Source organism: Egicoccus sp. AB-alg6-2 (assembly GCF_041821025.1).
Classification (GTDB): domain Bacteria; phylum Actinomycetota; class Nitriliruptoria; order Nitriliruptorales; family Nitriliruptoraceae; genus Egicoccus.
In genome coordinates this window covers 119,724-139,020 of sequence record NZ_JBGUAY010000008.1, presented here as the reverse complement: position 1 = coordinate 139,020, position 19,297 = coordinate 119,724, and the positions used below count along the sequence as shown (strand labels likewise).

The following is a 19,297-nucleotide window of genomic DNA, read 5'->3' as shown; positions in this document are numbered from 1 at the left end:
TCAGCGCCCGAGCGGCCCCTGGCTGAGTCCGGCCAGCTCGGCCGGGTCGACCGGCTTCGCGAAGCGGTAGCCCTGGCCGACGCTGCAGCCCATACGGACCAGCTGTTCCCACTGCTCCTCGGTCTCGATGCCCTCGGCGACGACCGTGAGCCCCAGGGTGCGGGCCAGTTCGACGACGGCGCGCGGGACGGCCTGGCTGCGTTCGTCGACCGTCAGGCCCGCGATGAACGACCGGTCGATCTTGAGCAGGTCGACGGCGAACTCGCTCAGGTAGGCGAGCGACGAGTAGCCGGTTCCGAAGTCGTCGATGGCGATGCGCACCCCGAGGCGCTTGAGCTCGCGGACCACGTCCCAGCTGCGCGGACTCATCAGCGCCTGCTCGGTGACCTCGATCACCAGCTGGTTCGGAGGTAGGCCGGTGCCGACCAGGGCCGCCTCGACCTCACCGACCAGCCGTGGTGCGAGCTGCAGGGGCGAGACGTTGATGGACACCGACAGCGCGCGCCCGCCGAGCTTGCGGTTGTGGGCGAGCCACTCGGTCGACTGCCGCAGGACCCACAACCCGATCGGGACGATCGCGCCGGTCTCCTCGGCCAGCGGGACGAACGCGTCCGGCGGGATCAGGCCGGCGTCGGGGTGTCGCCAACGCAGGAGTGCCTCCACGCCCACCATCTCGGCGCTGCCGAGGTCGACGAGGGGCTGGTACTGCAGGAACAGCTCGCCGCGTTCGAGTGCCCCGCCGAGCGCGCTCCGCAACTCCAGGCGCCGCAGCGCATCGCGGTGCAGATGCGGCTCGTAGGTCGCCACGCAGGCCTTCCCCAGCCCCTTCGCCCGGTACATCGCGAGGTCGGCGTTTCGGAGCACCGCCCCCGTCGTGCCGGCATCGGCGAGGTAGGCCACCCCGATGCTGGCGGACGCCGAGACCTGGCGTCCGCGGAGCTGATGCGGGCGCTCCAATGCCGCGCGGAGCCGCTCGGCCACCTCGAGGGCCTCGGACGGTCTCGTGAGATCCTCGAGCAGCACGGCGAACTCGTCGCCGCCGAGTCGCCCGGCAAGATCGCCGGGGCGGACGCAGCCCTGGATACGGCCCGCGACCGAACAGATCAGGTCGTCGCCCGCGGCGTGGCCGAGACTGTCGTTGACCGTCTTGAAGTCGTCGAGGTCGATGAAGAGCACCGCTCCCGACCCGGCGGTGTCACCGCCACGCATGCGCGCGTCGACCCGGTCGCAGAACAACTCGCGGTTGGCCAGCAACGTCAGCGGGTCGTGGTAGGCGAGGCGTTCGAGCCGCGACTCGAGCTGCTTCTCCCGCGTGGCCTCCACGAGCACGCCCCGCAGCACCTGTTCGCCGTACGCGTTGGTCTCGATCCGCGACTCGTCCCGGACCCAGATCTCGCGGCCGTCGACGCGGCGCATGCGGTAGTGCAGCGTCGACACCTCACCGGCGACGCTGCGGGCGGCGTCGAAACGGTCGGGTCCGAAGGCGACGTCACGGTCTTCGGGCGAGATCTGCTGCCGCCACAGTTCGGGGCAGGCCAGCCACTTCTCGGGGCTGATGCCGAGCAGGTGCTCGATCTGCGGGCTGACGTAGGTCGCCGGGCGACGCGGGTCCAGGCCGGTCTCGTAGACGACGGCGGGGACCTGCTCGACGAGGGTCCGGAAGGTGTGCTCGGCGTGTTCGAGCTGTGCCTGCAGCTCACGTTGCTCGGTCACGTTCTCGACCATGCCGATCGCGAGGTCCGGCTGGCCGTCGGGGTCGCGGAGCAGCGAAACGGTCAAGCGCCCCCAGATCGTGCGCCCGTCGCGGTGGAAGAACCGCTTGTCCATCTCGAACCGGTCGAGGTGGCCGCCCGCCATGCGCTCGAACAGCTCGAGATTGCGTTGGACGTCCTCGGGGTGGGTGAACTGCTCGAAGTGGACGGAGGCGAACTCCTCGGCGCTGTAACCGAGCATCTCGCGGAGCGCGTTGTTGGTCAGGATCGTGCGACCCTCGAAGTCCACCAGGCCGATGCCAACGGGCGCGAGCTGGAAGATCGTGCGCAGCTGCGCGTCGATGGCCCGGCTGCGCGCTTCGGCGACCGTGGGGGGCGACGCGGCCGGGTAGCTCGGAGGCTGTGCGGCCGCGACCCCCAGTTGGGGTGGTGGGGACATCTCGTCGTCGCTCCCGACCGACCTTGACGGCGAGCCGACGGCGCCGGCCCCGGGCACCCGTCGGCGGCAGCGCGGCCGACTTCAGCGGTGACGGCGCCGGACGTCGCCGAATTCGGCCACGAACCGCTCCTCGCTGCCCTCGTCGCCGATCAGGACGAGGTCGCCGTGCGCGGGCAGCGGCGCCTCGGGGTCCGGGTTCGGATCGAGATGGTCGCCCTGCGCGATCGCCACGACGTGACACCCACTCCGCGCGCCGATCTCGCACTGCGACAGCGACTGCCCCCGCACCTTCCTCGGCATGGGCACCCGGAACATCTCGAGTCCCTCGGCGACGACCAGCCGCCGGTTGCGTCCCATGGCGTTCCACAGTGCGGTGGCACCGATGCTGGCGTACGACAGCACCGCATCGGCGCCCGCGCGGTGGAGGGTCGAGACGTTGCGGTCGCGGGTGGCGCGCGCGATCAACTGCACGTCGGGACGGAGCCGTCGCAGATAGAGCGTCAGGTAGACGTTGACGTCGTCTTCGTGCGTGGTGACCAGGACGGCGGCGGCATCGGTGACGCCCGCCTCCTCCAGCACCTCGAGCGCGGCGGCGTCACCTTCGACGCTGGTGAACTCGGGACGGATGCGCTCGGGACGCTTCTCCACGATGGTCGCATCCACGCCCGTCTCGGCCAGTGCGCGCGCCGCCGCCCGCCCGACCCTCCCGCCGCCGAGGATCAGCACCGGACGACGTTGGACCGGCGTCGCCTGCTGGGACTGGTCCACGCCGAACGCGCGGTCGTAGGCCGCCAGCTGCTCCTCCGAGCCGGCCAGGATCAGCACGGTCCGTTCGGTCAGGCGACTGTCCGCGGCTGCGGCGGCGAACCGTCCGTCCTCCCAGATCCCGACCACGTTGACGTGCACCCGCTGACGCAGTTCGGCCTCGCGCACGGTGCGGCCGACCAGTTCGGTCCCCCGCACGCTCGCCTCGGCGATCCGCAGGTTGCCGAACTCGCCGATCACGTGTGCCCGCGCGTCGGTACCCACGACGCGCCGCGCCATGGCCCGGCCCAGCACCTCCGCCAGCTCCACCACCTCGTGGCAGCCGGCGAGTTCGAGCACGTCCACGGAGGCGGCCCGGCTCGCCAGGGCCGCGATGGGGACGTCCTCGTCGATCTCGCGCACGGTGAAGGCGACGTTGGTGTTGGCCTCGTCACCCATGGTCAGCGCGACCAGCGCCGCCCGATCGACCCGGGCGTGCCGGTAGGTCTCGGGTTCGTCGCGCGCACCGACCATCACCCGGTACCCGCGGTCGAACAGGCGCAACGCCTCGTCCGCCTCCTCGACGAGCAGCAGGTAGGGGACGCCCGCCGCCTTCGCGCGTTCGATCAGCGCGTCGCTGATCGGGTCGACACCGGAGAGGACGACGTGGCCGTCGATCCCGTCGGGGGCGCGGCGCGGCGCGCGCGCCGAGTCGCGTTCCCGCATCCAGGGGGTGAACACGAACTGGATGAACAGAAACGGCAGCAGCACCAGGATGAACACCGAGCCGGTCAGCAGCACGACGACCGAGAACAATCGTCCGAGGTCGGACTCGAAGACGATGTCGCCGAAACCGAGGGTCGACATGGTCACGAACGTCCAGTACAGCGAGGTCACCCAGCTGAACCGTCGTCCCTCGAGCGCCATGAGCTCGTGGAACAGCACCGCGTACACGCCGACCATGACGAAGAACCCGAGCACGAGCAGGACGGCGAACCGGACGTTCCAGCGGCGCAACGGCGCCGCCATGGTCGCGAACAGCAGCCCCAACGACTTCAGCACCGTGGTCTTTCGGTCCAACGTCCGGCTTCGAACCGCCGACTGACTAGGGACTTCGTCCAGCCCGGCCCCACGCGGCCGGACCCTACCGTCGAGCACGCGACAGGCGACCGCTTCCGGACGGACGGTGCGCCGGAATCGACGGACGAGGCGCGCGAGCGCGCCGGAAGGACCATCGGCATGAAGGCACTCACGTGGCAGGGCAAGCGGGACGTGCGCGTCGAGGAGGTGCCCGATCCGACGATCCAGGAACCGACCGATGCGATCATCCGCGTGACGTCGTCGGGGATCTGCGGCTCGGACCTCCACCTCTACGAGGTCCTCTCCCCCTTCCTCGATGCCGGTGACGTCCTCGGCCACGAGCCGATGGGCATCGTCGAGGCCGTCGGCAGCGAGGTGACCGCGATCGCGCCGGGCGACCGCATCGTGGTGCCGTTCCAGATCTCGTGCGGGCACTGCTTCATGTGCGGTCAGGGACTGCAGACCCAGTGCGAGACGACGCAGGTGCGCGAGCAGGGCATGGGCGCGCCGCTGTTCGGCTACACCAAGCTCTATGGGCAGGTCCCGGGTGGGCAGGCCGAGTACCTGCGCGTACCGCAGGCGCAGTACACCCACATCAAGGTGCCCGACGGCCCCTCCGACGACCGGTTCGTCTACCTCTCGGACGTCGCGCCGACGGCCTACCAGGCCGTCGCGTATGCCGACGTGCCCAAGGGCGGCACGCTGGTCGTGCTCGGGCTGGGCCCGATCGGCGACATGGCCAGCCGCATCGCGATGTTGCAGGACGTGCGTGTCATCGGCGTCGACCTCGTCCCCGAGCGCCTCGAGCGCATGCGGGCGCTCGGCGTCGAGGCGATCAGCCTGTCCGAGCACGACGACGTGGTCGAGGCCGTGCGTGAACTCACCGGCGGGCGCGGTCCGGACGCCGTCATCGACGCGGTCGGCATGGAGGCCCACGGCTCGCCGACCGGCAAGCTGGCGCAGACGATGTCCTCGCTGATGCCCGACGCCCTGGCCGCACCGATGATGCGCAAGGCCGGCGTGGACCGCCTCGAGGCGTTCTACCTCGCGATCGACATGGTGCGACGCGGTGGCACGATCTCGCTGATCGGCGTGTACGGCGGTCAGGCGGATCCCCTGCCGATGCTGACCATGTTCGACAAGCAGATCCAGCTGCGGATGGGCCAGGCCAACGTCAAGCGGTGGGTCGACGACCTCCTGCCGTTGGTGCTCGACGACGGCGACCCGCTGGGGACCGAGACGTTCGCGACCCACCACATGCCGCTGTCCGAGGCCGCACACGGGTACGAGATCTTCCAGAAGAAGGACGACGGCGCCATCAAGATCGTGCTCAAGCCGTAGCGCTCGCCGGTCGCGAAATCCGCCCGCGAACCGGACCACATCGGTCCGCGATTCGTGCCAGGCTGCCGGGATGGAAACCGCGACCCGACTGCTGCGTCTGTTGGCCCTGCTGCACACGCGGCCGAGCTGGACGGCACCCGAACTGGCCGACCGGCTCGGCGTCACGACCAGGACCGTGCGGCGCGACATCGCGCGCCTGCGGCGGCTGGACCATCCCGTGCAGGCCTCACCAGGTCCGCATGGCGGCTACCAGCTCGGCCGCGGCCCCGAGCTGCCTCCGCTGGTCCTCGACGACCACGAGGCACTCGCGGCGGTCGTCGGCCTGCGCTTCGCCACGGCGGGCACCGGTGTCGGGCTCGCCGAAGCCGCGCTGTCGGCGCTGACCAAGCTGGAGCGCGTCCTGCCCGAGCACCTGGCGGAACGCCTGCAGGACGTGCAGGCGGCGACGGTGTCGGTGGGGTTCGGCGCCGGGGTGTCCACCGACCCCGACCACCTGCTCGTCCTCGCCCAGGCGTGCCGGCGCCGGGAACGTCTGCGGCTGATGTACTGCGATCGCGAGGGCAACCGCAGCCTGCGCCACCTCGAACCGCTGCGACTGGTCCACGCGCACTGGCGCTGGTACCTCGTCGCCTTCGACCTCGACCGTGACGCGTGGCGGACGTTCCGCGTCGACCGGGCCTCGGCGCCTCTGGCGACCGGGGTGCGCAGCCACGACCGCGAGCTGCCCGATCCCGTCGAACTGGTCCGTTCCGCGGTCACGGTCTCCCCCTACGAGATCCAGGCGACGGTCCGGCTGCATCTGCCGCTCGCCGAGGCCGAACAGACGCAGGCGGTGCGTTTCGGGGTGCTCGAGGCCGACGGCGACACGACCCTGCTGAGGGCCGGGGCGAGCGACGCCGGCTGGCTGGTGCGCTTCCTCGTCGGGCTGCCGTGCCGCGTCGAGGTGCTGGATCCGACGTCGGTGCGCGATGCCTTCCGCGCGCACGTCGAACGGCTGGTCGGAGCCGTCCCGGCCTGAGCGCCGGTGCGTCACGGCTCTGCGACACCGGCGTGGCTACGGGTCCGAACGTGCGGCGCAGGTGGCGCAGCGCCGCACGGCGGGCCGTGCCAGCAGTCGCTCCCGCGGGATCGAGGTGCCACAGTCCAGGCACTGTCCGTAGTCGCCGGCGCGCAGCCGGGTCCTCGCGTCCTCGAGTTCGGCGAGCCGTGCGGTCGCCGCCGCGAGCAACGCCGCGACCTGCTGTCGCTCGAAGGCGATGGTGGCGCCCTCGGGGTCGTGCTCGTCGTCCGGGCTGTCCGCGGTGGCGTCCCGGAGGGTGGCGAGGTCGCGCTCGAGGGCGTGGATGCGTGAGCGGGTGCGGTCGGCCTCGAAATCCAGCGCCGAGGCGACCGCAGCGGCGTCGGGACGCTCGATCGCGCTCACGGCTCCCTCCCCGGCCGGCGCGACGTCCGGCACCGCCCCGAGCCTACGTCACTCGGTGGCGATGGCGGCCAGGACGTTCAGCCGGGCGGCCCGCCGTGCGGGGCGCAGGGCGGCCACGGCGCCGACCAGCGCGCCGAGCGCGACCACCAGTGCGAGTTGGCCGAGCGGTGCGGCGAAGACCCCGAAGCCCTCGTCCACGGCGATGGCACGCACGAGGACCCAGCCGAGGAAGGTGCCGAGCAGCAGCCCGGTCGCCGTACCGAACAGGGCCACGATGACCGACTCCCAGCGCACCATGGCGCGCAGTTGGCGCCGCGTCTGGCCCAGGGCACGCAGCAGACCGATCTCGCGGGTGCGCTCGTACACCGCCAGCGACAGGGTGTTGGTGATGCCCATCAGCGCGATCAGGATCGCCAGGGCGAGCAGCACGTAGACGATGGCCAGCAGCCGGTCCACGTCGCCGACGGCGCGATCCGTGAAGGCGTCACGGTCGAGCACGGTGGGCGAGCCGTGGCCCGCGGCGACGGCCTCGACCGCTGCCTGGCCGTCGGCCGGCGCGACGCCGTCGGTCAGCTCGACGAGGGCCATGACGTAGCCGAGCTGGACGGCGTGCGGGGCGTAGGCCTCCATCGGCACGATGCGGGTGCCGACGGCGTCCGCTGCCTTCGACACGAAGACCGCCCCGACCTCCAACTCGAGCACCGTGCCGTCGACGAGCGCGATCTCGACCGTGTCTCCCAGGTCGACGCCGTCCTCGTCCACGTGCGACTGCGAGACCGCGATGCCGTCGGCCGGCAGGTCGTAGATCGAACCCGCGACCGTCTCGAGGTCGAGCATGCCCTCGAGTGCGGCCGGGTCGACGACCGAGAAGACGCTCTGCTCGCCGTCGATGATCCCGACTCCGAGCGCGAGGCCCAGCGCCCGCTCGACCTCAGGCGTCTCCCGCAGCTCGTCGACCAGGCCGGTGCTCAACCCGGCGCCGCTGAAGCCGGCCGACTGCACCACGAGGTCGCCACCGAAGCCGCCGCTGATGGCATCGTCGATCGTCGCCTTCACGGATCCGGCCACCACCGTGAAAAGGGTCACGACGCCGACCCCGACCATCAGCGCGGAGGCCGTGCTCGCGGTGCGACGGGGGTTGCGGACGGCGTTGCGGCGCGCGAGTGCGCCGGTCACGCCCCGCAGACGCTGGACGGGCACGGCGACCACGGCCGTCATGGGACGTGCGGTGACCGGGCCGAGCAGGAACACCCCGACGGAGACCGCCACCGCGCCGACCGCTGCCCGGCGCAGGGCGCCGGCCTCGGCGCTCAGCGCCAGGGTGACGAAGACCGCACCGACGGCGACGAACACCACGCCGGTGGCCAACCGGGTCCGGGACTGGTCGCTGCGGTCGACGGCGACCTCCCGCAGGGCCGCGAGCGGCGCCACCCGTGAGGCGCGGACGGCCGGCAGGAGGCTGGCCAGCACCGTCACCCCGACGCCGGCGGCGAAGGCGCTGACGACGGCACGCGCGCCGATGACGATCGCGGCGCCCTCGACCGGCAGCCCGAAGCTGCCGAGCGCGCCGAGCAGACCGGCAGCCAGCGCGATCCCGACGCCGAGCCCGAGCGCCGAGGCGATCACGCCGGTCAGCAGGGCTTCGATCAGGACCCCCCGCAGGACCTGGCGACGCGAGGCGCCAAGCGCCCGCAGGAGCGCGGACTCGCGCAGGCGCTGCGCCACGGTGATCGCGAAGGTGTTGTAGATGCTGAAGGTCGCCACCAGCAACGCGATCGCGGCGAACACCAGCAGGAAGGCCTCGAAGAAGTCGAGGAAATCCCGTCCCAGGTCGTCCAGGGCCTCCTCGGTGTAGACCGTGCCGGTCACCGCCTCGGCACCGGGGGGCAGCACCTCGGCGACGCGGGCGGCCAGGGCGTCCTCCGAGGTCCCGGAAGCCGCGGCCAGCAGGATGCGGGTGACACGGTCGTCGCGCCCGAGCAGCAGTCGCTGGGCCTCGCCGGTCGTGAACGCCGTGATGGTCACACCGGCACCACTGCCGCCCTTGGGCAGCAGCAGGCCGACCACCTCGACCGCGACCGGTTCGGGCGTCCGCACGATCGTGGTGTCGCCGACGTGCAGGTCCCCGGCCCGGGCGGTGTCCTCGTCGAGCACCACCTCGCCGGGGCCTGCCGGCGCCCGGCCGGCGGTCAGGTCGTACGGCGCCAGCACCGGATCCTCGATCCAGTTGACACCCAGCGTCGGTGGGCCCTCGCCGCCGATCGAGGTGCCGTCCGTCCCGACCACCTGCGCGAGCGCCTCGACCTCGACCGCGACGTTGGCGACCCCGTCGATCACGTCGAGGTCGTCCAGGACCGCGGCGTCGACCAGGGGGCGTTGGGACGCGACCTCGCCCGTCGTCTCCGAACTGCCTCGGACCACCACGTCGATGCCGGCGTTGACGTCGGTGAAGACGCTTCGGAAGCTGCCGCGCAGTGTGTCGCTGAGTACCAGCGTCCCCACGAGGAACGCGGTACCGAGCACGACGGCGAGCACCGTGCCGAACAGGCGCCGGCGGTGCTGCCAGGCGCCGGTCAGGGTGATCCGCAACATGTCGTCAGCCCTCGAGGTGCTTCATACGGTCGAGCACCTTCTCGGCATCGGGGTCCGCGAGGCGGTCCACGAGCCGACCGTCGACGAGGAAGAGGACCTCGTCGGCGTAGCCGGCCGCCGTGGGGTCGTGAGTGACCATCACGACCGTCTGCCCGAATTCGTCGGCGGCGCGCCGCAGGAACCCCAGCACCTCGGCGCCTGAGCGTGAGTCGAGGTTGCCCGTCGGTTCGTCGGCGAAGACCACGTCGGGCCGGCTGACGAGCGCGCGTGCGACGGCGACCCGCTGCTGTTGGCCGCCGGAGAGTTCGGACGGTCGGTGGCCGAGACGGTCACCGAGCCCGACCACGTCGACCACCGTGGCCAGCCACGCCGGGTCCGGTTCCGCACCGACGAGGGCCAGCGGCAGGGTGATGTTCTCCCGGGCGGTCAGCGTCGGCAACAGGTTGAAGGCCTGGAACACGAACCCGATGCGCTCACGGCGCAGGACCGTCAGTTGCTGGTCGCTGAGCCCCCCGAGCGCCACCTCGCCGATCCAGGCCTCGCCCGAGGTGAGCGGGTCGAGGCCGGCCAGGCAGTGCATCAGGGTCGACTTGCCCGAACCCGAGGGCCCCATGATGGCGGTGTAGGCGCCGGCGGGGATGTCGACGCTGACCCCGTCGAGCGCCCGGACGGCGGTGTCACCGCGTCCGTAGACCTTCACGGCGTCGATGGCGCGGGCCGCCGCCCGGGTGGGCGGCGTCGCGGCGCCGACGGCAGCAGCGGATGCGGAGGAAGGCGTGTGCGGGGTGTCCATGGCCAGGACGGTACGCGGCGACGTCGTCGGCAGGCATCGGGTACTCCCCTGAGGTGACCCCGACGACCGGCGGCCGTGCCGGGGTCGCGCGGCGGCGGCTCGTCGACGCGGCGCGGGCGCAACGTGGCGGACGCGCTGCGTGATCCGGACCAGCACGCCGACCCTGTGAGTTGGACGCGCGACCCTGCACCACGCGTCGTCAAGAGGACAGGGGCAGTCCGCGAACCGGTCTACGTTCGCCGGGTCGGACGCCTGCTGAGGGGCGATCGCGTCGGCACCGATGAGTTGTCGCGCCGGCGTGCGTCAGTTCCGGCGAGCGCAAGCGAGGAGAGCACGTCACATGGACGAAGTCATCCGGGCCCACGGTCTGGTCAAGCGCTACAAGGACGTCACGGCCCTGGCCGGGCTCGACCTCGTCGTCCCGCAGGGAACGGTGTTGGGCCTGCTCGGCCCCAACGGCGCCGGCAAGACCACGGCGGTGCGCATCCTGACGACGCTGCTCGTGCCCGACGAGGGCAAGGTGGAGGTCGCCGGGTTCGACGCGCTGCGCAACCCCGAGGCCGTCCGACGCCGCATCGGCCTGTCCGGCCAGTACGCCGCCGTCGACGAGCAGCTCACCGGCTTCGAGAACCTCGACATGATCGGACGCCTGTACCGGCTCGGCCGGGCACCGTCGCGCCGGCGTGCCCGCGACCTGCTCGACCGCTTCGACCTCGCCGACGCCGGTGACCGGCCGGTGAAGACCTACTCGGGCGGCATGCGCCGACGGCTGGACCTCGCCGGCGCGCTGGTCGCCGAGCCGGCGGTGCTGTTCCTCGACGAGCCGACGACCGGCCTCGACCCGCGCAGCCGATCGGAGATGTGGCAGATCCTGCGTGAGCTGGTGGAACGGGGCACCACGCTGCTGCTGACGACCCAGTACCTCGAGGAGGCCGACCTGCTCGCCGACGACATCGTCGTCATCGACCGCGGCCAGGCCATCGCCCAGGGAACCGCCGACCAACTCAAGGCGCAGGTCGGTGGCGAGCGCGTCGAGGTCGTCGTGACCGACCCCGGCGATCTCACGACCGCCCGCGAGGTTCTGCGATCGATCGCGATGGGCGACGTGCAGGTCGAATCCCACACCAGGTCGTTGACCGCACCCGTTCGGCACGGCGCGGACGACCTGATGGCGACGTTGCGGGAATTCGACGCCCGCGGCATCCGTATCAGCGACGTGGGTCTGCGTCGCCCGACACTCGACGACGTGTTCCTGACGCTGACCGGCCACGTCGCCGAGCCCGCTCCGCAGCCCGACGACGACCGGCCCGGCGACGACCGACCGGACGACGATGCCGCGGCCGCTGCGGCGGCGAGTCCGCTGCTGGTTCCGGGAACGACGGCCGACACGACCGCGGAGAACGCACGATGAGCAGCCTCGCCTACGCCTTCGCCGACGGCGCCGTCGTCGCCAAGCGCAACCTGATCAAGATCAAGCGGGTCCCCGAGGTCCTGATCTTCGTCCTCATCTCCCCGATCATGTTCGTGCTGCTGTTCTCCTACGTCTTCGGGGCCTCGATCGAGATCCCGGGGATGAACTACCGCGAATACCTGATCGCGGGCATCTTCGCGCAGACGGTCGTGTTCGGTGCCACGTTCACCGGCGCCGGCCTGGCCGAGGACATGCAGAAGGGCATCATCGACCGGTTCCGGTCGCTGCCGATGTCGCGGTCCGCCGTGCTGGTGGGCCGAACCGCCAGCGACATCGTCTACAACGTGCTGTCGATCGCGATCATGTCCCTGACGGGCCTGCTGGTCGGCTGGCGGATCCGTGGTTCGGCGCTCGACGCGATCGCCGGCTACCTGCTGTTGCTGCTGTTCGCCTACGCGTTCTCGTGGGTGATGGGATTCGTCGGCCTGCTCGTACCCAGTGTCGAGGTCATCAACAACGCCTCGTTCCTGGTCATCATGCCGCTGACGTTCATCTCCAACGCGTTCATCGACACCCGTGGACTTCCGACGCCGTTGCGCGTCTTCGCCGACTGGAACCCGGTCTCGGCCGTCACCCAGGCGTCGCGCGAGCTGTTCGGCAACACCGGCACCCTGCCGATCTCCGAGGCGTGGTCGATGCAGAACCCGGTCCGCTACACCCTGCTGTGGATCGGCATCATCCTGATGATCTTCGTCCCACTCAGCGTGCGCCAGTACAAGCTGTCGACCACCAAGTAGGCGCCCACCGCATCGGTCCCGCCACCCCGGTGCTGCCAACGGCTCCGAGCTCAGCCCAGCAGGGCGAGCGCAGGGTTGTGCGCCAGCGGAACCTGCTCGTCGACGGGAGGCGGCGCCGGAGGCGTGCCGTCACCGAACGGCGACCCGCCGAGCGCGGCCCGGTCGTGCGGGTCCGCCCAGTTGGTCGGGTCGGGTCCCGACGGCACGATGCCGGTCGGATTGATGTCGAGGTGCACCTCGTAGTAGTGCCGCTTGATGTGGTCGAAGTCGATCGTGTCGCCGAAGCCGGGGGTCTGGAACAGGTCACGGGCGTAGTCCCACAGGACCGGCATCTCGCTCAACTTGGCGCGGTTGCACTTGAAGTGCCCGTGGTAGACCGCGTCGAACCGCACCAGGGTGGTGAACAGGCGCACGTCGGCCTCGGTGATCGTGTCGCCCACCAGGTAGCGCTGCGTGGCGAGACGCTCGGTCAGCCAGTCGAGACGCGCGAACAGCTGCTCGTAGGCCTCCTCGTACGATGCCTGCGTGCCGGCGAAGCCGGCCCGGTACACCCCGTTGTTGACGTCGTGGTAGACCAGATCGGCCACTTCGTCGATCTCGTCACGCAGGTGTTCGGGGTACAGCACGGGGGCGCCGGGACGGTGGAAGGCGCGCCACTCGGTGGACAGGTCGAGCGTGATGCGGCCGAAGTCGTTGGTCACCACCGCGCCCGAGGGGATGTCGACCATCGCCGGAACCGTGATACCGCGCTCGTAGCCGGGGACGGCCGCCTCGAAGGCATCCTTCAATCGCGGGATGCCGAGCACCGGGTCGACACCGCCCGGGTCGAGGTCGAAGGTCCAGCTGTCGGCGTCGTGGGTCGGACCGGCGACCCCCATCGACAACGCGTCCTCGAGTCCCAGCAGACGGCGGACGATGATCGCCCGGTTCGCCCAGGGACAGGCCCGGCTGACCACCAGCCGGTACCGGCCGTCCTCGACCGGCCATCCCTCGCGGCCGTCGGCGGTGATGCGCGCCGACAGGTAGCGGGTGTCGCGCTCGAAGCGCTCTTCGACGTACGTGCCCTGTTTGGTGGTGTGATCGCTCATGTGCACGACGCTACTGCCGCACGGCGCGGATCGCGCCTAGCGTCTCCGGCCGATCGTCACCCCGCTCCCGCGCCATCGAGGACCGTCCCATGACCGATGCGACCCCCACGCCCCAGGGTGTGCAGTTTCCTGCCACCAGCGGCGGTCGCCGTACGAGCGAGACCGGACGCCGCGTGTTCGCCGCAGCGGCGAGTGCGGTCGACCGCGACCTCGCCGGGCGGATCCGGGACGCCGACGCGTGGCACGAGCGCTACGCCGACCTGCTGTGCGAGCTGACCCGGGCGGAACTTCAACGACCGGGCGATGATCCCGAGGCCGCCCCCCGGGCCGGGCTCGACGCGGTGCACGCCTCGTTCACCTTCCACCGTGGCGACACCGAACGGTCCCTCGCGGACGCGCTCACCATGCCGGCCGAACTGGAACTGCAGACCACGACCGTGCGCGGCCGGGGCCAGCCAGCGCGGGAACTGGAGATCCCCTACGCCGGGCGGCTGTTGCGTGGCGACGACCTCCGCCACCAGCTGCGCGCGTGGGTGACCGCCGGGACGATCGAGCCGTCGGCGGCCGCGTCCGTGGAGCTCGTGGCCGCCAATCCGGACTGGCTCGACCTGTCCGACCTGCGTGTCGTGGTGCTCGGCGCCGCATCGGAGATGGGGCCGCTCGGTCACCTGCTGCGCTGGGGCGCCACCGTGGTGCCCGTCGACCTGCCACGGCCACGCCTGTGGGAACGGATCCTCGGTGCGGTCCGTGAAGGCACCGGCGAGGCGCAGCTGCCCGTGCGGCACCGGGTCGATCCCGACGACCACGCTGCACTGGCGGTCGTGGCCGGCGCCGACCTCGCGACGGAGGTCCCGGAGCTGGCAGCCTGGCTGTCAGGCCAGGAGCACCTCGACGTGGTCGGGACCTATGTCTACGCCGACGGCGCCGACAACGTGCGGGTGTCGCTGGCGGCCGACGTCCTCGCGACGGAGCTGACCCGGCGCCATCCCGACACCACGCTCGCCGGGCTGCTCACACCGACCGACGTCTATGCCGCGCCCGTCCCGGCGGTCGAGGCGGCCGTGGGACGCCTCACCAGCGGTGGGCTGGCCAGCCGCACCGCCAACCGGGTGTCGCGCGGTCGCGGCTTCCGGCCCCAGTACGAGGATCTCGTGCGGACCCCCGACGGCGAGGAGTTCGGCCTGGCCGACGGCCAGGTGCCACAGCAGGGGCCCAACTACGCGCTGGCCAAGCGGCTGGCCCGGTGGCGCTTCCGTGTGGCCCGCGCCGACGGCATCGCGGTGTCCGCCAACGTGGCTCCCGCCACCAGCACGCGCTCGGTCACCAGCAACCGCCTGCTGGCCGCCGCCTACGCCGGCGCGCACCACTTCGGCGTCGAGGTGTTCGCGCCGGAGACGAGCACCGCGCTGATGGCGGCAATGCTCGTGCGAGACCTGCGTGACCCCCTGGCACCCGGGCGTCCCGAGGTCACGCTGGGGCATCCGCTGGGGCTGTTCGCCGACGCTGCCGCGCACGGTGGACTGTGGCGCCTGCCGTGGGCGCCACGCTCGGTCCTACCGCTCGCGGCGGTGCTCGGCCTGCCCCGCACGTTGCGGACCGGCTGAGCGGCGCCGGCTCAGATCGCCTCGGTCCGCCGCGGCAGCAGCAGTCGCGCCGCCACGAAGGTGATGAGCGTGATGATCCCGAGCGCGATGAACAGGCTCGGATGCGTCGGCCGCTGGAGCAGCATCAGGTCCTGCAGTCCGAGGAAGCCGTGCGTCGCCGGCAACGCGTAGGACAGCCAGCGCATCGGGAACATGATCCGGTCCAGCGGCATGAACAGGCCGGAGAAGAAGATCGTGGCCAGCAGCACCAGCATCGACAGCTGCACGGCCTGCGAATCGCTGGACGAGAGGGCGGCGATCAGGTAACCGATGCCGATCGAGGCGATCAGGGTCATCGCCAGCAGTCCGACGAACGTGAACCAGTGCACGGGCAGCGGCACACCGAAGACCGCGACGATCAACGCCGTCAGTCCCGCGGCGGCCACGGCGCCCAGCAGCAGGAAGGCGAGGGACTTGCCGGCCAGACGCTCCCCCATCGTGGCCGGGGACACCCGCAGGACCTCGAGGGTGCCGGCCCGGCGCTCGCGTACGAGTGCCAGCGCGGCGAACGTGAGCCCGAGGTGCTGCAGCATCAGCGAGAGCACGCCCGGTGCGAAGTACCGGTCGAGGGTGATGCTGACCGGCGCCTCGGACTGGATCTCCACGGCGAAGGGACGGACCGCGACCGCGGGATCGATGCTCTGCACCTGGGCCACCGCCTCGTCGAGTTCGGCCAGCATGGAGCTGGCCTGGTCGAGCTGGCCGACGCCGTCGATCTCGGCCAACTGCTCGAGCTGGCTCGCCGCCGAGCGCATCGTGGTGGGCAGGTCCTCGGGACCACCCAGCATGGTGACGAGGTTGAGCACCCCACCGCCGGACTCGAGGAGGTCGGCGAGCTGCCCGATCTGGGGGGCCAGATCGCGGGCCGTCCGTTGCGCGGCCTCGATGTCGCCGTCGTCGACGTTCGCACGGAGCTCGTCGAGTTGCTCCCGGGCGAGCCGGATCTCCTCGTCGACGTCGGCGGTCCGACCCTGGATGACGACCAGCACCTCTTCGAGCACCTGGTCGTTGATCTGCGACACCGCGATGTCCGACGCGACCGCGATCTGCTCGTACGAGACCGGGTCGAGGCTGCGGTGGTGGATCTCGATCACCGCGCGCTCGTCGGCTTCGAGCGCCGACACGGCGTCCTCGGGCAGCACGATCACGAGGTCGACCTCACCGTCCTGCAGGTCGGCCAGCGCCTGTTCACGGTCGGGGCTGGTGCCCTGGTAGTCCAGGCTGGCCGGTTGCTCGGTCCGGATGAACTCGTCGACCTGTGTCGTCAGCTCGTCCTCGGCGCCGACGACGAGCGTCCCGAGCGGCGGCAGCTGGGCGTCGTAGCCGATCCCGAACAGGAACAGCACCAGGAACGGCCCCACGATGAGCAGCAGGAGCAGCTTCGGCTGACGCATCGTGGCAACGGTCTCGCCGCGCGCGAACGCGGCGACCCGGACGGGGCTACGCATGGTTGTCGCCTTCGATTCCGGCGCGGTAGCGCTCGAGCAGCGTCACGAACACGTCGTCGAACGTGACGTCGTCGGGTGGATCGTCGCCGTAGGCGGCGTCACGCAGCCCCTCGGGACTGTTGACCACGACCACCCGCCCGTCGACGAGGAACGCCACGAGGTCGCAGTCGGCGGCTTCCTCGACGTACTGGGTGGTGACGAAGATCGTCGTTCCGCGGTCGCGCAACTTCTCGAGACGGTCCCAGATCCTGCGGCGCAGCAGGGGGTCGACGCCGGCGGTCGGTTCGTCGAGGACCAACAGCTCGGGGCGGTGCACGAGCGCGGCCGCCAGCCCGAGCCGACGCTGTTCACCGCCCGACGCACGGGAGAGGCGCACCTTCTGGCGGTCCTCGAGGTCGAGGAACTCGAGCGTCTCGGTGATGCGCTGGCGCGCCGCCCGCGACTTCTTGCCCGGGAGGAGGCGCGACCGCGGTGGAAGCCCGTACAGCGAGGCCATCAGGTGCAGGTTGTGACGCATCGACAGCTCGGGATAGAACGCCGTCGTCTGCGGCAGGTAGCCGATTCTGCGACGTGCCGCCGAGTCGAAGCGCTGCGGGTCGGCGCCGAGCACCCTGACGTCACCCTTGTCGGGGTCGTCCATGCCGAGCAGCAACTTGACGAAGGTGGACTTGCCCGAGCCGCTGGGGCCGATCAGCCCGAAGATCGTCCCCTCGGGAACGATCATCGACAGCCCTTGGACCCCGCGGTCCCCGGGGAAGGTCCGCCAGACGTCCTCGGCGACGACGACGGCCGAGCGGTCGGCCGACAGTCCCTGCGTCTGCGACATCGCATCGGTGCCCATGTGACCCTCCGTCCCGTCGTGGCCGGGTTCCTGCTCCAGCCGGTCTGGAGCCTAGGGATGGCGCAGACGGTGCCCCTACCGCCCAATGGCCGCCCCGGGCCCCCGCGGCGGCGGCCGTCACTCCGCCGTGAGCAGACCGTGTTCGACGACGTGGGCGAGGCTGAGGGTGCGGTAGCCGCCGGCGTCGAAGAGCACCACGACCTTGTCCTCCTCGTGACGGGTGACGGTCCCGCTCCCCCACTTGCCGTGACGCACGCGCGACTCGATCGGGAACGGCGCGTCGTCGTCGACCGGCTCGGCGGCACCCTCGCTGCAGCGGTCGCAATGCCCGCACGAGCCGTCGAGACGCTCGCCGTAGTAGTTGAGCAGGAAGCGTCCCCGACAACCCGTCGTCTCGGCGTAGTTGCGCATCATCTCGAGTCGCGACTCCTCGTACCGCTGTTGGACCTGGTCGCGTCGGAGGGCGACGTCGACGGCCTGGCGCGGCGGTGGCGCGTCCTCGAGGTGTTCGACCCGGCCGTCGTGGTGGAGGACGAGGAGTCCGGCCTCCTCCAGCCGGGTGAGTCCGACGACCAGTTCCGTTCGTGACAGGCCGAGGCGTTCCTGGAGGTCCACGCCGTCGACGTAGCCCTCGGCGGCGGCCACACCGACGGCGAGGGTCTCGAGCGTGTCGCCATCGACCCCACCCGACGCGACGAAGAATCGCCGCAGGCCGAGATCCGCCTCGCGGAAGAACAGGACGGCGCGGGCCGGCTCGCCGTCACGACCCGCGCGCCCGACCTCCTGGTAGTAGCCGTCGAGCGATTCAGGGATGTGGGCATGGTGGACGAACCGCACGTTGGGCTTGTCGATACCCATCCCGAAGGCCGGGGTCGCCACCATCACGTCGAGGTCGTCGTCGAGGAAGGCCCGGTGGCTCGCGTCGCGCTCGTCCTTGTCCATGCCGCCGTGGTAGTGGTGGGCGCGGAGGCCGGCGACCCGCAGATCCTCGGCGTAACGTTCCGCCTCACGCCGCGTCGCGACGTACAGGATCCCGGGCGGCGTGGACGTCAGGATCTCCTCGACCACGGCGCGGCGCTGGACGTCCTCGTCGTGGACCCGACGGACCTCGAGGTGGATGTTGGGACGGTCGAAGCCACGGACGACGACCTGCGGGTCTCGCAGGCCGAGACGCTCGACGATCTCCTGGCGGACGGGTGGGGCGGCCGTGGCCGTCAGGGCCAGCACGGTGGGGTGGTCGAGTTCGGCGATCGCGCTCGCCAGCCGCAGGTAGTCGGGGCGGAAGTCGTGCCCCCATTCGCTGACGCAGTGGGCCTCGTCGACCACGAACAGCCGGATGCCGACGTCCCGCAGTCGGGCCACGGTCTCGGGGTTGGCCAGCTGCTCCGGTGCGAGGAACACGAACTCGACCGCGCCGTCGGCGACCCGGTCGAACAGCTCGCGGCGCTCCCTGCTGCTCAGGGTCGAATTCAGCGCCACCGCGGCCCCGAGACGCTCGTGCGCGGCGATTCCGTGGACCTGGTCGGCCTGCAGCGCGATGAGCGGCGAGACGACCAACGTGGGTCCGTCGATCAACTCCCCTGCGAGCTGGTAGATCGCCGACTTCCCCGAGCCGGTCGGCAACACCACCAGCGTGTCGCGACCACCGAGCACGGCCTGGACGGCTTCCTTCTGCCCCGGCCGCAGCTGGTCGTGGTCGAGCAGGTCGCGGGCCTTCAGCCTGATGACCCCTGTCCGGGTCGGATCCTGCTCGGCTGGGCGGTCGTGCACCACGGGAGGCCTCCTCGCCCGCCCGGGTGGCGGCCGGCGGGGAGACGGTGCCCGCCCGACCGCGCCCGCGTCGCGCCCTCCCCCCAGCGAACGGCGATCGGCCACGACGTACAACCGACCGCCGCAGGGCTAGCGTGGGCGGTGCAAGTCACCGCACCGAGGTGGCGAGGAGGCG

The 19,297-nt window shown here is 71.3% G+C and carries 14 protein-coding genes; 5 read left to right on the top strand and 9 right to left on the bottom strand.

Translation table 11 applies throughout. The features are described from left to right. Entirely contained in the window at positions 1-2,151 is a 2,151-nt protein-coding gene (locus tag ACERMF_RS15540) for a putative bifunctional diguanylate cyclase/phosphodiesterase (RefSeq protein ID WP_373670049.1), read from the bottom strand. An 81-nt stretch (positions 2,152-2,232) separates the two neighbouring features. Next, positions 2,233-3,957 carry a TrkA family potassium uptake protein gene (locus ACERMF_RS15535; RefSeq protein WP_373670047.1) on the bottom strand — a complete coding sequence of 575 codons (1,725 nt, stop codon included), beginning with the start codon at positions 3,955-3,957 and terminating at the stop codon, positions 2,233-2,235. Positions 3,958-4,134: 177 nt separating this feature from the next. Between ACERMF_RS15535 and ACERMF_RS15530 the strand changes: the two genes are divergently transcribed. After that, positions 4,135-5,316, top strand: coding sequence for a zinc-dependent alcohol dehydrogenase (locus ACERMF_RS15530; protein ID WP_373670046.1), 1,182 nt, complete (start codon positions 4,135-4,137; stop codon positions 5,314-5,316). 70 nt (positions 5,317-5,386) lie between these two features. Next, on the top strand, positions 5,387-6,334 hold the full coding sequence (locus tag ACERMF_RS15525) for a helix-turn-helix transcriptional regulator (protein WP_373670045.1): 948 nt from the start codon (positions 5,387-5,389) through the stop codon (positions 6,332-6,334). A 36-nt stretch (positions 6,335-6,370) separates the two neighbouring features. Here ACERMF_RS15525 and ACERMF_RS15520 read toward each other — a convergent pair whose 3' ends face one another. The 3 genes from ACERMF_RS15520 to ACERMF_RS15510 are packed head-to-tail and all read right to left on the bottom strand — an operon-like array spanning position 6,371 to position 10,124. Continuing rightward, a complete protein-coding gene (locus ACERMF_RS15520; protein WP_373670044.1) occupies positions 6,371-6,739 on the bottom strand; it encodes a TraR/DksA family transcriptional regulator in 369 nt (122 codons plus the stop codon). A 48-nt stretch (positions 6,740-6,787) separates the two neighbouring features. Beyond that, positions 6,788-9,331: an ABC transporter permease gene (locus ACERMF_RS15515; protein ID WP_373670043.1), complete on the bottom strand. Its 2,544-nt coding sequence runs from the start codon at positions 9,329-9,331 to the stop codon at positions 6,788-6,790. A gap of 4 nt (positions 9,332-9,335) precedes the next feature. Further along, entirely contained in the window at positions 9,336-10,124 is a 789-nt protein-coding gene (locus ACERMF_RS15510; RefSeq protein WP_373670042.1) for an ABC transporter ATP-binding protein, read from the bottom strand. Between the two features lie 340 nt (positions 10,125-10,464). Here ACERMF_RS15510 and ACERMF_RS15505 point away from each other — a divergent pair, with 340 nt between their 5' ends. Together ACERMF_RS15505 and ACERMF_RS15500 are read left to right on the top strand one after the other, a co-directional pair. Continuing rightward, positions 10,465-11,535, top strand: a complete 1,071-nt coding sequence (locus ACERMF_RS15505; RefSeq protein ID WP_373670040.1) for an ATP-binding cassette domain-containing protein — start codon at positions 10,465-10,467, stop codon at positions 11,533-11,535. Further along, a complete protein-coding gene (locus ACERMF_RS15500; RefSeq protein WP_373670039.1) occupies positions 11,532-12,332 on the top strand; it encodes an ABC transporter permease in 801 nt (266 codons plus the stop codon). The genes ACERMF_RS15505 and ACERMF_RS15500 overlap by 4 nt, the downstream gene beginning before the upstream one ends. A gap of 50 nt (positions 12,333-12,382) precedes the next feature. Here the strand turns inward: ACERMF_RS15500 and ACERMF_RS15495 are convergent, their stop codons facing one another. Further along, the gene (locus ACERMF_RS15495; RefSeq protein WP_373670037.1) at positions 12,383-13,420 is read right to left on the bottom strand and encodes a glutathione S-transferase family protein; all 1,038 of its coding nucleotides are present in this window, start codon (positions 13,418-13,420) and stop codon (positions 12,383-12,385) included. An 89-nt stretch (positions 13,421-13,509) separates the two neighbouring features. On the opposite strand from ACERMF_RS15495, the gene ACERMF_RS15490 reads away from it, so the two are divergent. Then, positions 13,510-15,024, top strand: a complete 1,515-nt coding sequence (locus ACERMF_RS15490; protein ID WP_373670035.1) for a hypothetical protein — start codon at positions 13,510-13,512, stop codon at positions 15,022-15,024. Between the two features lie 11 nt (positions 15,025-15,035). On the opposite strand, the gene ACERMF_RS15485 is transcribed toward ACERMF_RS15490, so the two are convergent. The 3 genes from ACERMF_RS15485 to ACERMF_RS15475 form a co-directional block, all read right to left on the bottom strand. Continuing rightward, positions 15,036-16,511 (bottom strand): ABC transporter permease, encoded by a 1,476-nt coding sequence (locus tag ACERMF_RS15485; protein WP_373670034.1) that lies wholly within the window; start codon positions 16,509-16,511, stop codon positions 15,036-15,038. Further along, positions 16,504-17,352 carry an ABC transporter ATP-binding protein gene (locus tag ACERMF_RS15480; RefSeq protein ID WP_373670033.1) on the bottom strand — a complete coding sequence of 283 codons (849 nt, stop codon included), beginning with the start codon at positions 17,350-17,352 and terminating at the stop codon, positions 16,504-16,506. Before ACERMF_RS15480 ends, ACERMF_RS15485 begins: the two co-directional genes overlap by 8 nt. A gap of 117 nt (positions 17,353-17,469) precedes the next feature. Further along, complete coding sequence (locus ACERMF_RS15475) at positions 17,470-19,122, bottom strand: ATP-dependent DNA helicase RecQ (RefSeq protein WP_373670032.1); 1,653 nt, start codon at positions 19,120-19,122, stop codon at positions 17,470-17,472. Positions 19,123-19,297: the final 175 nt, after the last annotated feature.

Excerpts from the sequence above, each read along its gene's own strand:
- ACERMF_RS15490 (WP_373670035.1), top strand. The coding sequence starts at position 13,510 with ATGACCGATGCGACCCCCACGCCCCAGGGTGTGCAGTTTCCTGCCACC.
- ACERMF_RS15525 (WP_373670045.1), top strand. The coding sequence starts at position 5,387 with ATGGAAACCGCGACCCGACTGCTGCGTCTGTTGGCCCTGCTGCACACG.
- ACERMF_RS15495 (WP_373670037.1), bottom strand. The coding sequence starts at position 13,420 with ATGAGCGATCACACCACCAAACAGGGCACGTACGTCGAAGAGCGCTTC.
- ACERMF_RS15500 (WP_373670039.1), top strand. The coding sequence starts at position 11,532 with ATGAGCAGCCTCGCCTACGCCTTCGCCGACGGCGCCGTCGTCGCCAAG.
- ACERMF_RS15485 (WP_373670034.1), bottom strand. The coding sequence starts at position 16,511 with ATGCGTAGCCCCGTCCGGGTCGCCGCGTTCGCGCGCGGCGAGACCGTT.
- ACERMF_RS15480 (WP_373670033.1), bottom strand. The coding sequence starts at position 17,352 with ATGGGCACCGATGCGATGTCGCAGACGCAGGGACTGTCGGCCGACCGC.
- ACERMF_RS15540 (WP_373670049.1), bottom strand. The coding sequence starts at position 2,151 with ATGTCCCCACCACCCCAACTGGGGGTCGCGGCCGCACAGCCTCCGAGC.
- ACERMF_RS15510 (WP_373670042.1), bottom strand. The coding sequence starts at position 10,124 with ATGGACACCCCGCACACGCCTTCCTCCGCATCCGCTGCTGCCGTCGGC.
- ACERMF_RS15515 (WP_373670043.1), bottom strand. The coding sequence starts at position 9,331 with ATGTTGCGGATCACCCTGACCGGCGCCTGGCAGCACCGCCGGCGCCTG.
- ACERMF_RS15505 (WP_373670040.1), top strand. The coding sequence starts at position 10,465 with ATGGACGAAGTCATCCGGGCCCACGGTCTGGTCAAGCGCTACAAGGAC.
- ACERMF_RS15530 (WP_373670046.1), top strand. The coding sequence starts at position 4,135 with ATGAAGGCACTCACGTGGCAGGGCAAGCGGGACGTGCGCGTCGAGGAG.